Below are 13876 nucleotides of genomic sequence, written 5' to 3' on the forward strand. Positions count from 1 at the left end.
AATTAGGGGGCGCTCTTCTTCCAGGGATAATCTTTAACCATCGCCTGTTCTAATTCGGCTCTCAGATGTTTATCAAAGTTAATAACCTGAGTAAGCGGTAATTCTGTTGGTTTAAACTCATAGCTAAGGTTCACCGTAGGGGAAATTTTATAACCGACTTCGCAGTCGGTTCCTCCAGAAATGGCAAACATACAAAAAATAGCGAGTCTCTTATTAAACGGAGCAGAATATACCTCAGGATCAATCAGCCAGCTTCCTGCCTCCTCCACGTCATATCGATCCGGGCGTTCAGGATTCTTCTCAAATAAACAGGCCGTCATGTTGGGAATCAGACCTGTCTGTTTTAAGCGATTTTCACACATCTTGTCATGGCGCTCGTCTAGATGGAGCCCCCAATGACTCGGCGTTGAACTGAATAGCTGAAGTTTCCGTAACGGCCAGACTTTTGGCCAGTCAGGACGATCGCCCAACTTTCCGTTGAAATTGCGGCTGAACAATACACTTTGCTGGCTTAGCGGATTGCCTTTACAGCCAAGAGGCTCGCTAGGATCGGGCGGGAGTAGCAGAGTTTCGCCATCGCGTAAAACAGGATCGTGCAGGATACTGAGCTGATCGATAGAAATATGGAATACCGTATCACGTAAGGCAACATAAGCTTTGCCCTCTGGATCCGGATCGTGGCATTTTTGTGGATCAAACGTGAATGCCGCCTCGCTGTTTTGGCTAAAAGCGAGGCCAGAAAATAAAACGACTACTTGAAGGGGAATTAATAATTTTTTCAACAGCAATCACTCCTTTGAATAAAGCTACCGCTATACCCTAAATAGTTATAGCTACAGCCAACACGCATGCATCTTGATGTATGATGGGTATATGAGGGAAATCCTTATCCTTTGTTTTTATAAAGTAACGGCTCGATGGATATTACAGGAAGTGCAACATGTATTTTATGCAGAGTAATATCAACGAATCTATTCATATCATAAGAACGATAAGAAAAGTATTAAGAAAAGTTCATGATCTGCTAGAAATTAACACATGGAATAACCCATGTTTATTTGTGGAATAAAGCTTTGATGAATAAAAAGTAAAATAACAAAACGGCTGCTTGCGCAGCCGTTTCTTCACTATCATCAGTATGAATAACTGACGGTATGGCTTATTTCAAAACAGCCAATGCGGCGTCATAGTCAGGTTCAGTGGTGATTTCATTCACCAGTTCGCTATGCAGCACGTTGTCGTTTTCATCCAGCACGACGACAGCACGAGCGGTCAGACCCTTCAATGCACCATCAGCAATAGCAACGCCGTAGCTTTCTTTGAACTCACCGCCACGCAGAGTAGACAGTACAACCACGTTGTTCAGGCCTTCTGCGCCGCAAAAACGGGACTGTGCAAACGGCAGGTCGGAAGAGATACACAGCACAACGGTGTTATCCAGTTCAGAACCCAACTGGTTAAATTTACGCACGGACGCGGCACAAACACCGGTATCGATGCTTGGGAAAATGTTCAGGATTTTGCGCTTGCCAGCATAGTTGCTGAGTGAAGCATCTGACAGGTCTTTAGCTACCAGAGTGAATGCTGGCGCTTTGCTTCCTTTGGCCGGGAATGACCCAGCTACTGGCACAGGATTGCCTTGAAAATGTACGTTCTGTGACATGTTTGCGTCCTTAATTACAGGTGATTAACACGCTGCTCAGTTTAGGGCAACATTAGCAACATTGGTATAAAAATTACGATTAAAATTGCTGGCTTAGCAACGCAACCATCGCGTTGAGGTAGCATTCGCTGGCCGCATCTGCCGAGATTGGCGGAAGCTCAGCGGTAATGCAATGGAGTGAACGATCGGCGCACCAGCTTCCGAAAGAGCCCGGTGTGTCGTAACCGATGCTGGACACTAATGGTAGCTCGCACTGTTGCGCTAACCATCGACCCAGTTCGGAATCGTGTGGATCTTCAATACACGCGAGCGGCTCATGAAAAGAGACAACCCAGCGAGGATTAAGTTTCTCAATCAGTGTGCAAAGGGCTTTCGTTTCCGGCTCTGAACCTGCGGTTTCACCGGTCGATAGCTCGACATCACGTTCATCTGCCGCGCTATTCCAACGATATACCGTATTTCCCGGTTGCCAGTTACTGGCTGGAAAATTGCGATTGAGATCGACACCGTTAGCATTGGCACGCAGGCCCAGCTGGCAGCCATCGGGATTGACCGCAAGAATAACGTGATGGCGGCGCTGTCCTGAAAATAGAGTACGAAGCGCGCAAGATAACGCCACAACCGCCGCGGTTTCATCACCGTGCGTCCCGGCAATAATCAGCCCGCTTTCTGAAGGCGCTAATTCAGCGGGAAAATAGAGTAGCGGTGCGCCCAGTAGCGATTTCCCATAAGGTTCGCCCAGCGATGGCAAATTACCTCGTTGCTGACGTGCCTGAAGAGGAATGATTGTATTTTCCATGATATCGCCCAGTGGTTACCTATGCGTTTCATCATAAAAAAATCGCCCCAGAGACGCAAACGGTGATGTGGATTGACAAATTGCAGGCGTATCGCTGGATGATAGCGATGATTTCTGACTATTATATTCTTCAATCAATTCATTACGCTTTCAGGTCAACTCATCATGCACTATGGATATTCTGCATTTTATGCCGCGTTGATGGCGGCCATGACAGGCAACGCTGTCGCGGCGCAGGTTCCGGCGGGAACGGTTCTGGCTGAAAAACAGGAAATCGTCCGCCACATTAAAGATGAACCCGCTTCTCTCGATCCGATAAAAGCGGTGGGGCTGCCGGAAGCACAGGTGGCGCGCGATCTGTTTGAAGGGCTAGTTAATCAGGATGCCAAAGGAAATATCATCCCAGGCGTAGCGCTGCGCTGGCAGACGACCGATAACCGTACGTTTATCTTTACCCTGCGTGATAATGCCCGCTGGTCTAATGGTGAACCCGTTACGGCAAACGATTTTGTCTACAGTTGGCGTCGCTTGGTCACCCCTGAAAACAGCTCGTCATTCGCCTGGTTTGCTCGGCTCGCGGGGATTCAGAATGCCGAACAGATTCTTGCGGGCAAGATGCCCGCCGATCAACTTGGCGTGACGGCCGTTAATGATCACACGCTGAAAGTACAACTCAGCAAGCCAGTACCTTATTTTGTCAGCCTGACGGCAAATTTCAGCCTGTTTCCAGTCCATCAAGCCACGGTAGAAAAATTCGGGAACGACTGGACGAAGCCGGGAAATCTGGTCGGAAATGGTGCATTTAAGCTGGATCATCGCGTTGTTAATGAGAAACTGGTACTTACGCAGAATCAATATTATTGGGATAACGCCAATACGCGCCTGACAAAGGTGACATTTGTTCCGATCAATCAGGAATCGAACGCGACTAAACGCTATCTTTCCGGGGATATTGATATCACCGAGTCATTCCCTAAAAATCTGTATCAGAAGCTGCTGAAAGATTTACCCGGTCAGGTTTATACGCCGGATCAGCTTGGCACCTATTACTACGCGTTTAACACGCAACGTGCGCCCACCAGTGATGTGCGGGTACGAAAAGCACTGTCTTATGCCATCGACCGTAAAGTGATTGCCGAAAAAGTGCTGGGCACAGGGGAAAAACCGGCTTGGCACTTTACGCCTGATGTCACCGCAGGCTTCAAACCGACGGAAAGCCTGTTGCAGCAATACTCTCAAGATGAGTTGGATGCGCAGGCCAAAGCGCTGATGGCGGCCGCAGGTTATGGCCCAAATAATCCGTTGAAACTCTCGCTGTTGTACAACACCTCGGAAAGCCACCAGAAGATCGCGATTGCCGTAGCGTCCATGTGGAAGAAAACGTTGGGAGTAGACGTACGCTTATCCAATCAAGAGTGGCAAACCTACATCGACAGTCGCAATAGCGGTAATTTTGACGTCGTGCGCGCGTCCTGGGTCGGTGACTATAACGAACCCTCGACGTTCCTTTCTCTGATGACATCGCACCACAGCGGGAATATCGCACGCTTTAAAAGTGCGAATTACGATCGTGTGCTGGATGAAGCCGGTAACCAGACTAACCCGCAGGCGCTGAATACAGACTACAACCGGGCAGAGCAGATATTGATGGATGAAGTACCGATTGCACCGATCTATCAATATACTAACGGACGCTTGATTAAGCCGTGGGTGAAAGGGTATCCGATTACTAACCCTGAAGATGTGGCGTACAGTCATATGCTCTACATTGAAAAGCATTAAGTACGAATACATTGAATAATGTAGCAATAAAGCCGGAGCAGCCATGGTGGTCCTTCCGGCTGCTAGAACGCAGAGCGGGTAGTAAAAAACGTATAGTAAAAGAATGAATAATAGGTAAAGAACTGATAGCAAAAACCGTTGGAGGCAAGACGTGGAATCCTTTGCAGGAAAAGAGTTGCAACACAGCGGTGCGGTTCATGCGTATCAGTTGGACGGAAAGGGGGGGATTACCCCGATTGGCGAGCAGGAGGTTGTCAACAGCGAGAAACCCTGCTGGCTACACCTGGATTCTACACTGCCAGCCAGCGCACGCTGGTTGAATAAAACGACAGTGGTACCTGATAGCGTACGTAATGCGTTGGCGGGGGAAAGCGTCCGCCCCAGAGTCACGCGTTTGGGCGAAGGTACGCTGATCACGCTGCGCAGCATTAACCTGAATGCCAATGCGCGGCCAGATCAACTGGTGGCCGTTCGGGTATTCATTACCGACAAGCTGATTATCTCTACCCGACGCCGCAAGATTCTGGCTATCGACGAGATTCTTACCGACCTGAAGGAAGGCAATGGCCCGACGGACAGCGGAAACTGGCTGGTTTCCATTGCGGAAGCGTTGACCGATCATACCAGCGAGTTTATTGATGATTTGCATGAGAAAATCATCGATCTGGAAGACGACTTGCTGGAACAAAAGATTCCACCGCGTGGCGAGTTGGCGCTAATTCGCAAACAGCTTATCGTGTTACGCCGCTATATGACGCCACAGCGCGATGTCTTCTCGCGTATTTCCGGCGAGAAGCTGCCCTGGATGCAGGATGACGACCGCCGCAGAATGCAGGAGATCGCCGATCGATTAGGGCGAGGGCTGGAGGATTTGGATGCCAGCATTGCTCGCACCACGGTGCTTTCGGATGAAATTACCGCCTTGATGACCGAAGCCATGAACCGTCGTACCTATACGATGTCGCTTTTGGCGATGGTTTTTCTGCCGACAACGTTCTTAACCGGTTTATTTGGCGTCAATTTGGGAGGGATTCCCGGTGGCGATGCGCCGTTTGGCTTTGTCACGTTCTGCCTGATGTTGGTGATATTGGTTGGCGGCGTTGCATGGTGGTTAAAACGCAGTAAATGGCTATAGGGACTTGCGGCGAGTGGGTGCGCAGAGAATCACAAACTGTCGTGAACGACTAAAAAACCACGCGTAAATTGAGCAATATCAACATTTTTTACCTTATTGTGCGGCACTATCATTCCCGCAGGTGAATGCAACGTCAAGCGATGGGCGTTGCGCTCCATATTGTCTTACTTCCTTTTTTGAATTACTGCATAGCACAATTGATTCACACCATGCCGACAGTTTTGTCGGCTTTTTTTTGTCCCCCGATCCTGTTCCTTCCTGATTCACCCCAAGCGACGTTGTAAAATGCCTTTGGCATTTTATTATAGTGGGCTAACGCGCCACTCCCCTTCGGGCCGTCGCAGGCGACGTTGTAAAATGCCTTTGGCATTTTATTCATTAGCTTACTACGCTTAAAGGGAAGCGCTGGTGCTGCTCGGCCAGCTGTAACGCATGTCTGTACTGCTTCAGTAGCTGGATTTGCCTTAACATTATCCAACACCGAGGAGGAAAATATGCGCATTCAAAGCGCGATGGATTACCTGCAAGCCGACACGGTTCCGGTTGAACCGATTCCTATTGTACCGAACGACCCGTCACCTTATCCGTTTCCCGATCCACCGCCCATTCCTGACCCGTCACCAACAGGGCCAGAACATGAACCTATTACTGAACCACCGCAAGATAGATAGCGGCACGGTATTCGGTGGAAAACGGAAATAAAAAACACGGTGGTGAAACAGCAATTGCTGCTTCTTGCCACCGTGTCCCTATTCTTAGCGGTAATGCCATTTTGGGCGATAAGCCGCGCTTATTTTATTTCCAGCACGTCAAGACGGGTAATTGACGGTATTTCGTCATCGTCTTCCGGTTGCCAGCCAGCAGGCTGTAACGGTAGTTCTTCGCGGTCGAAAGCCAGATCGCCACCATCCACGACGTCACTACCTTGACGAATGCTTTTGAAATCAAACAGCGTGTGATCGGCGAGATGAGAAGGAACAACGTTCTGCATAGCGCTGAACATGGTTTCAATACGGCCAGGGTGGCGTTTATCCCAGTCGCGCAGCATGTCTTTAATCACCTGACGTTGCAGATTGGGCTGCGAACCGCACAAGTTACACGGAATAATCGGATATTGACGAGCTTCAGCAAAGCGTTCGATATCTTTTTCACGGCAGTAGGCAAGAGGGCGGATGACGATATGTTTACCGTCGTCGCTCATCAGCTTCGGTGGCATACCTTTCAGTTTTCCGCCGTAGAACATATTCAGGAACAGCGTTTGCAAAATATCGTCGCGGTGGTGACCAAGGGCGATTTTTGTTGCGCCGAGTTCCGTCGCGGTGCGGTATAAAATCCCGCGGCGCAGACGTGAACACAGTGAGCAGGTCGTTTTCCCTTCTGGGATCTTGTCTTTCACAATTCCGTAGGTATTTTCTTCGACGATCTTGTATTCCACGCCGATGGTATCAAGGTATTGCGGCAGAACATGTTCCGGGAATCCTGGCTGCTTCTGATCCAGATTCACCGCGACCAGAGAAAAGTTAATGGGCGCACTTTGTTGCAGATTGCGCAGAATTTCCAGCATGGTGAAGCTATCTTTCCCGCCGGACAGGCAGACCATAATGCGGTCGCCTTCTTCAATCATATTGAAATCAGCGATAGCTTCGCCGACGTTACGACGCAGGCGCTTTTGCAATTTGTTGAGGTTGTATTGTTCTTTATGGTTAATTTGTTGATTTTCTGACATTTTTATCTGTGCTCGTTGCAAAAGGCATTGCGGATGGAAAACGGTTCAGCGCAGACGCCAACACGGTCTGCACGATCATGGCGTGTATGGTACGGATTACGGCGACGAATGCCAGATCGTTTTACAGCGGTGTTCCTAATTACCACGATGAGTGGGGGGCGTTGCTGCTTTGTGCTCGTCGTCTTATAGGAACGTTATCGCGTAATGTCAGCTACGGTTTGATGCTTAGGCCGTGAAAATTGAGAGAGCTTGTTTCAATCACCTCATGATTAAGGCAGGATTTACGATCTTTACCGAATCCTGATGGCGGCACGCTAAAACAGTGCTGGGGCATTGTGTTTTCCAATAGGAGGGAAAAGTGGCTGATATGAAAGAAATTATTAAAAATGAAACTTTGGATGATGTTCTTACGGTTTTCGCATTAACATCAGACTATCGACAATTGGATAGACTTTATACCTATACTAATTTCGATGTTGTATCCAGTGGTGAACTTTCTGATAAATACAATAAACTGTTCCACAACGGTGTCCTTGAAAATAAACATGGAACCGTTGTAAAAGGTCCTAATTGGAAGGAACCACAGTTTGTGACCGAGAAAAAATACGGGTTTTAGTTGAAGGTCAGTCACTTTTTTTCTTAATTTTTCACATCAAGAGGAACGTCGTCAAAATTGGGTGGAGTTAAGGTAAGAAAGGAGGCGATTATAGTAAGTCGAAAATATCCCGTAAAACGGTGCTACGGCTAGTAGGGTAAATAAACTAGCCGTAGCGAAATTTATTCCATGAACTGTTTATTGCGGCAGAATTTCTTCAATTCTAGTAATGTGCGCATCGCCGCTTAGCGGTTTGTATATATGGATTTTGACAATTTTCAGCGGTGCTTCTGGAGACGCTACCGTGCCTTTCGTCAGAAAGGAGTAGTTCGTGCCGGATACCACCTGTGTTGCGACAAACAAAGGTGTGTAGGTCACGCCCAGTAAATGCACGGTGGATTTAAAAAGCGCTTTATCTGCATCATTCAAATCATGGAAAGCAGTCCATCCACCAAGAAGTTGTTCTGACATTATTTCACCTCATTGAATTTGATTGATAATTTAATTGCTGTGATGCTCTATTAGTCTTTCGGAGAGCAGTAAAATAAGATTATGGCATTCATTTTTGTTTATCAATTGAATTTGCTGCCTTGCTTATATGAATAAAAGGAAAAAATAGCGATAAAGTAAATAAAGGCTGTCAAGGTGAACATTGTATTTAATGAAGAAAGAAAATAAATCCTCTATCATTTAATTGTTTAAAATGAAATGATTAAATTTGAAATTAATTGCGCCATGTTGATTCTTTCAATAGAGAACTGGCGATATATTGTCTGTTATTTTTTTCGTTAAAAAGCGGTACATGGAAGAGTGCCGATTGCGAAAAAACTCGGAGTCCAGAGCACCTTTCCAAACGACAAGTGGCGACGTTGTCGTCTTTCTGTGATGCGGATTTTAGGCGATTGACGCCGCTTTTACTTCATGATGTGTTGCCGATGTGGGGTGTGGTGGATATAGTCTTTGTCTGAAAAGTCTATTCGTCAGATTTTGGTGCCCAATGTGGCGTCAGAATCTATGGTCCATCCGATACGAGGCCAAAACATGAAATTGTTTCCATGGCTATGTGCTGCTGCTGCGCTCCTGCTGGCGGGATGCAGTAATCATAGTGAAAATACTGCGGCTGCCCAACAAGACGCTACGCTAAATGATGATAAGAGTACCGCCGTGTTGCTGAAAAGCAGTTCTCCGGTTGACGTCAGCTGTACATTGATTGGCGGGACGATGGCGATCTCTCGGCAGCTTGATGGCGCGAGCATGGGAGCCTGCCAGTTAGCCAATGGCAAGCGCTGTAGCGAACAATCGCTGATGAATGGAAGTTGTCCTGCGGGGTGAGTGTGCGGCAGTCTGCACTGCCGCAGAAAACCTTAAGGAGTAACCAAATTTGCGCAGGGCGTATTCTGGCTGATGTCTTTTAGGTTCTGTAGCGTGGTTTGGGAAATGCTGATCAGCGCTTCTTCGGTCAGGAAAGCCTGATGTCCGGTAAACAGGACGTTGTGGCATGCCGATAGGCGGCGGAAAATATCGTCCTGGATTACATCGTTAGATTTATCGGCGAAGAAGAGATCGCGCTCGTTTTCATAAACGTCCATACCCAGCGCGCCAATTTTCTGCTGCTTTAACGCATCGATCGCGGCCTGTGAATCGATCAGTCCGCCACGGCTGGTATTGACAATCATGACGCCATTCTTCATTTGTGCAAAGGCCGCCTGATTCAGCAGGTGATGATTCTCTGGCGTCAGTGGACAGTGCAGAGAAATAACGTCCGCGTTGGCGTACAGCGTTTTGAGATCGACATATTCCGCCCCTAATTCTAACGCCTGCGGATTCGGATAGGGATCGAAGGCCAGCAGACGCATGCCAAAACCTTTCAGGATACGCATGGTGGCGATGCCGATTTTACCGGTGCCGATAATGCCTGCCGTCCGGTTGTGCATATTGAATCCAATCAGCCCTTCCAGAGAGAAGTTTGCGTCACGGGTACGTTGGTAGGCGCGGTGAATGCGGCGGTTAAGCGTCAGCATTAAGCCGACGGCATGTTCAGCGACGGCCTCAGGGGAATACGCGGGAACGCGTACCACGCTGATACCCAACTCCTTAGCGGCTTCCAAATCGACATTGTTAAAGCCTGCACAGCGTAGCGCCAGTGTTTTAATGCCTAACCCCGCCAGTTCGGTCAACACGTCGCGGCTGCCGTCATCGTTCACGAAGATGCAGACGGCCTGACAGCCCGCGGCTGTTTTCGCTGTGCGCGATGTCAGCATGAAATCAAAAAACTCCAGTTCATAGCCAAACTGCTGATTGACCTGTTCCAGATATTTACGGTCATACTGCTTAGTGCTGTAAATTGCCAGTTTCATTGATAGTTTCTCCGAAAAATCCTCAGATTAAGCTATCAGAAAATTGGGCGGTGACAAACCGTTACCTTACTGACAGTAACGGTTTGAAAATAAGAGGTGATAACTGCATAAGAACGGATTTAGCGAGGGATGCTGAAGACCGATACGGCTTCGGACATGGTAGATATCTGCTGTTCCAGGCTGTTGATGGCAGAACTGGAATGTGTCGCTAAGATGGTGTTCTGGCGCGTCAATTCATCAATGTTGTTCACTGCGGAATTAATCTGCCCCAGCCCTTGTGATTGCTCTTGTGTCGCCAGGCTGATCTGATTCACAAGCTGCGTAACCTGCTGCACCTGCGTTAAAATATTTTGCATTGACTGGCTGGTATGGTTGACCAATTTGTCGCTGGTGTGAATATTCGCAATCGTGGTGTCGATAATCTCCGCGATGTCTTTTGCGGCAGCAGCGCTACGCTGTGCCAGAATACGAACTTCCCCCGCAACCACGGCGAAACTCTTTCCTTGTTCTCCAGCGTGAGCTGCTTCTACTGCCGCATTAAGCGCCAGAATATTGGTCTGGAACGCCAGATTATCCAGCACGCTGATGATGTCGGTGATCTCTTTGCTGGAACGCGTCATGGTCGCCATCGTCTCTGTTACTTGGCTGACCGCTTTCTCGCCAGCGTCGGCGGCCTGATTGGCATCATTCGCACAGCGTGTCGCCAACTGTGTAGCAGACGCATTACTTTGAATCGTTGCCGTTAACTCTTCCATTGATGACGCGGTAGATTGCAAACTTTGCGCGGTATCTTCACAGCGTTGGCTGAGCGTGTAATTCCCGGAAGCAATCTCGCCGCAGGCGTGGCGTAGCTCGGCTAGTTTGCCGTTGACATCATCGACAAACGTGCGGAAATTCATGCCGGATTGATTAACGGCGCGTAATAACATGCCCACTTCATCCACTCGATTAAGTTGAAATGAGTTATCCGCCTGGCCAGATGCAGAATTAATGGCTTGGCGTAGAATCTTTTCCAGTGGTTTTGCTAGGTGTTGAACTAATAATTCGCTCGTTATTATCGCGCCAGTGAGCAGCACTAAAACAAAAATTAATAGCGGTGTAGTGAGAGGAAGGGTAGCCAGTAAGAAAAGAAGCGCGAATAGCATAAAAAAGAAAACGTAGCTTCTTATCCGCCAACGTACGGGAATGACGTTAAATAAGCTAAGGAATTTTAGCGGCCCTTTATAAATCAAGAGTCCCTGAAAGAGTCGGCGGTTTTTTAATTTACTCTCATTCATTTGATGGTAAAGCGCTTCTGCTTGCCGAATCTCTTCCTGAGAAACACGCGTTCGCACCGACATATATCCTGTTATTTTCCCTTCCTTCATCAGCGGTGTCGTACTGGCCTTCACCCAATAGTAATCGCCACTCTTGCGGCGGTTCTTGACGACTGCCGTCCAGATTTTACCTGCCTTCAGCGTTGCCCACATGTCGGCAAACGCCTGCGGAGGCATATCTGGGTGACGTACAATATTGTGAGGTTGGTGGAGGATTTCCTCAAAGTCGTAACCACTGGCATCAATAAAATCGTCATTTGCATACGTGATATGACTATCGGTGGTCGTAACCGACATTAGCTTGGCTTTTTCATCTAATAAATACTGAATATCGCTGACAGGAAAATTCTTACGCATTTATTGATCCTTTTAGTATAAGCAAGCATAAACCCGTCATTCTTCAAGGTGCCTGTGCGTTGACGTCTTTAAGTACTCGGCCCGTGGTGAGCTTTGACCTAACGGACTGACGCTTTACATTGCCAAAAACGATAGCGTTTTGTCCTGCAACTCGAATTATTCAGGGTATAAACGTGATATTTTTTAAATCCATTAGCTAACTGAAAAGCGATTAATGCTATTTAATTAACGGCAATTTCTGAGAAATAATTAGCTCAGGGATTTATATATTCTCATTAGTTTCTTCCGTTATTTTTTCTTTCGGAAAGTAGTTGTCCGACCAGACTTGCTGCAAACACACATGCTGATGACCAAAAGCATTCATTTGCTAAGTATATTATGCCTTTGCGAATTTGCACGGTGGGGAACACATGTTGAAGAGCCGCGGGAAATGATATGAAGAGAAAGAGACGGGTACCCTGATATGAGCACCCGTAAAGATGAGATTAGCGGGAAAGGCTGAAGACCGAGGCAGCTTGCACCATGCTCGATATCTGCTGTTGCAGGTGATCGGTAGCGGAATGTGACTGACTGGCCAATGCGGTATTCTGATGCGTGAGTTCATCAATGCGATTTACCGCTTCATTAATTTGCTCCAGCCCTAACGATTGTTCCTGCGTTGCGAGGCTGATCTCATTCATCAAATTAGTGACGTGCTGAACCTGAAGCAGAATATTGCTCATAGATTTGTGCGTGTGTGAGACTTGCTGTTCGCCGGTGCGGATGCTATTCAGCGTTTCGTCAATAATGGTCGAAATATCGCTGGAGGAGGAGGCACTGCGCTGTGCCAACGAGCGAACTTCACTGGCGACCACCGCAAAACTCTTACCTTGTTCTCCGGCATGTGCGGCTTCGACGGCGGCGTTCACGGCGAGAATGTTGGTCTGGAACGCCAGATTATCCATGACGCTGACGATATCCGTAATACGTTCGCTGGAGCGGGTGATCGTCTCCATCGTATCGGAGACCTGGCTGACGGCCTGTTCGCCGGAGTTCACCGCCTGATTCACATCCTGCGTATAGAGAGACGCTTGAAGCGAGGCTTCTGCATTACTTTTTATTGTTGCGGTAAGCTGTTCCACCGACGCGGCAGTTTGTTGCAGGCTTTCTTCGGTCTCCTCGCAGCACTGTGCCAGCGTATGGTTGCCTTGCGCGATTTCGTTACAGGCGTTTTTCAACTCGCTCAGATTGGTGTTCACATCGTCCACGAAAGTGCGGAAATTCATACCGGACTGGTTTACCGCGCGCATTAACATGCCAATCTCATCCACGCGATTAAGCTGCGTTAGATTATCTGCCTGTCCGGCAGCGGAACGCATGGCCTGAGCCAGGATTTGTTCGATGGGGCGTGCGACATGGTGCACCAGAAGCTCTCCGCTGACAAAACAGCAGGCAATGAGCAGCGGAAAAAGCACAGAAGCTAATGCCGTTCCTGCCAACAGAGAATAGGCGGCGATTAATGGAATCAGGCTAAAGAGCAGAAAATAGCTGCGGATGCGCCAGCGCAGCGGCATGGTTTTAAAAAGACTCAAGATGCGTAACGGCCCAGTAAAAATCAGCAAACCGTGATGGAATGTGCGGTATTTCAGTTTACCTTCGTTCGCACTGGCATAGAGCGCCTCGGCCTGACGGATTTCATCGGGTGACGCGGCGGTTCGCACAGACATATAACCGGTAATCTCACCGCCTTTTCTCAACGGCGTTGTGCTGGATTTCACCCAGTAATAATCGCCATTTTTGCACCGATTTTTTACAATCCCCGTCCAGATATTGCCCGCGCGCAGTGTTTTCCACATATCCGCGAAGGCGGCTGGTGGCATATCCGGGTGTCGGATAAGATTATGGGGCTGCCCCATCAGCTCATCAGTGGTATAGCCGCTGACATCAATAAAATCTTTGTTTGCGTAGGTAATATGACTTTCTGGCGTGGTGACCGACATGAGTCTGGTTTTTTCAGAAAGAGGGAGTTGATGGTCGGTGACAGGGGTGTTATTACGCATAAAGCAGTCCTTGATATGCTGTGTCCGATTACTGATTTAACATGAGGCATACCCACGACAATGAATCAGCGGATAGCGGTAATGGTTCAGGTTGCTCATTGCTCTTT

13 protein-coding genes are annotated in these 13876 nt (G+C 48.2%); 5 read left to right on the forward strand and 8 right to left on the reverse strand.

All coding sequences use genetic code 11. The annotated features are described in order from the left end of the window. Nucleotides 1–2: 2 nt before the first annotated feature. From DUT67_RS09505 to mpaA, 3 genes are all read right to left on the reverse strand, one after another. Nucleotides 3–782 carry a hypothetical protein gene (locus DUT67_RS09505; RefSeq protein WP_145984872.1) on the reverse strand — a complete coding sequence of 260 codons (780 nt, stop codon included), beginning with the start codon at nt 780–782 and terminating at the stop codon, nt 3–5. A gap of 377 nt (nt 783–1159) precedes the next feature. Then, nucleotides 1160–1663, reverse strand: coding sequence for a thiol peroxidase (gene tpx / locus DUT67_RS09510; RefSeq protein WP_005972398.1), 504 nt, complete (start codon nt 1661–1663; stop codon nt 1160–1162). Between the two features lie 79 nt (nt 1664–1742). Continuing rightward, nucleotides 1743–2462, reverse strand: a complete 720-nt coding sequence (gene mpaA / locus DUT67_RS09515) for a murein tripeptide amidase MpaA (RefSeq protein WP_113626050.1) — start codon at nt 2460–2462, stop codon at nt 1743–1745. Between the two features lie 165 nt (nt 2463–2627). Here mpaA and DUT67_RS09520 point away from each other — a divergent pair, with 165 nt between their 5' ends. The 3 genes from DUT67_RS09520 to DUT67_RS09530 all read left to right on the forward strand — a co-directional run bounded on the left by DUT67_RS09520 (nt 2628) and on the right by DUT67_RS09530 (nt 6050). After that, on the forward strand, nt 2628–4244 hold the full coding sequence (locus DUT67_RS09520; protein ID WP_113626051.1) for an ABC transporter substrate-binding protein: 1617 nt from the start codon (nt 2628–2630) through the stop codon (nt 4242–4244). A gap of 151 nt (nt 4245–4395) precedes the next feature. Beyond that, nucleotides 4396–5379: a zinc transporter ZntB gene (gene zntB / locus DUT67_RS09525; protein ID WP_113631638.1), complete on the forward strand. Its 984-nt coding sequence runs from the start codon at nt 4396–4398 to the stop codon at nt 5377–5379. A gap of 494 nt (nt 5380–5873) precedes the next feature. Beyond that, a complete protein-coding gene (locus DUT67_RS09530) occupies nt 5874–6050 on the forward strand; it encodes a hypothetical protein (RefSeq protein ID WP_189339464.1) in 177 nt (58 codons plus the stop codon). Nucleotides 6051–6169: 119 nt separating this feature from the next. Here DUT67_RS09530 and ttcA read toward each other — a convergent pair whose 3' ends face one another. Next, nucleotides 6170–7105, reverse strand: coding sequence for a tRNA 2-thiocytidine(32) synthetase TtcA (gene ttcA, locus DUT67_RS09535; protein WP_113631639.1), 936 nt, complete (start codon nt 7103–7105; stop codon nt 6170–6172). Between the two features lie 367 nt (nt 7106–7472). Here ttcA and DUT67_RS09540 point away from each other — a divergent pair, with 367 nt between their 5' ends. Beyond that, the gene (locus DUT67_RS09540; RefSeq protein WP_223254566.1) at nt 7473–7721 is read left to right on the forward strand and encodes an immunity protein; all 249 of its coding nucleotides are present in this window, start codon (nt 7473–7475) and stop codon (nt 7719–7721) included. Nucleotides 7722–7898: 177 nt separating this feature from the next. Here DUT67_RS09540 and DUT67_RS09545 read toward each other — a convergent pair whose 3' ends face one another. Continuing rightward, nucleotides 7899–8171: a hypothetical protein gene (locus tag DUT67_RS09545; protein WP_113626055.1), complete on the reverse strand. Its 273-nt coding sequence runs from the start codon at nt 8169–8171 to the stop codon at nt 7899–7901. 570 nt (nt 8172–8741) lie between these two features. Here DUT67_RS09545 and DUT67_RS09550 point away from each other — a divergent pair. Beyond that, nucleotides 8742–9032, forward strand: coding sequence for a DUF333 domain-containing protein (locus DUT67_RS09550; protein ID WP_113631641.1), 291 nt, complete (start codon nt 8742–8744; stop codon nt 9030–9032). Between the two features lie 32 nt (nt 9033–9064). Here DUT67_RS09550 and DUT67_RS09555 read toward each other — a convergent pair whose 3' ends face one another. The 3 genes from DUT67_RS09555 to DUT67_RS09565 all read right to left on the reverse strand — a co-directional run bounded on the left by DUT67_RS09555 (nt 9065) and on the right by DUT67_RS09565 (nt 13769). Beyond that, a complete protein-coding gene (locus DUT67_RS09555) occupies nt 9065–10057 on the reverse strand; it encodes a 2-hydroxyacid dehydrogenase (protein WP_113631642.1) in 993 nt (330 codons plus the stop codon). A 119-nt stretch (nt 10058–10176) separates the two neighbouring features. Continuing rightward, the gene (locus DUT67_RS09560) at nt 10177–11730 is read right to left on the reverse strand and encodes a PAS domain-containing methyl-accepting chemotaxis protein (protein WP_113631643.1); all 1554 of its coding nucleotides are present in this window, start codon (nt 11728–11730) and stop codon (nt 10177–10179) included. A 485-nt stretch (nt 11731–12215) separates the two neighbouring features. Then, nucleotides 12216–13769 carry a PAS domain-containing methyl-accepting chemotaxis protein gene (locus DUT67_RS09565; RefSeq protein WP_113626057.1) on the reverse strand — a complete coding sequence of 518 codons (1554 nt, stop codon included), beginning with the start codon at nt 13767–13769 and terminating at the stop codon, nt 12216–12218. Between the last annotated feature and the right edge of the window lie 107 nt (nt 13770–13876).

The organism is Pectobacterium peruviense (genome assembly GCF_003312355.2).
GTDB lineage: Bacteria > Pseudomonadota > Gammaproteobacteria > Enterobacterales > Enterobacteriaceae > Pectobacterium > Pectobacterium peruviense.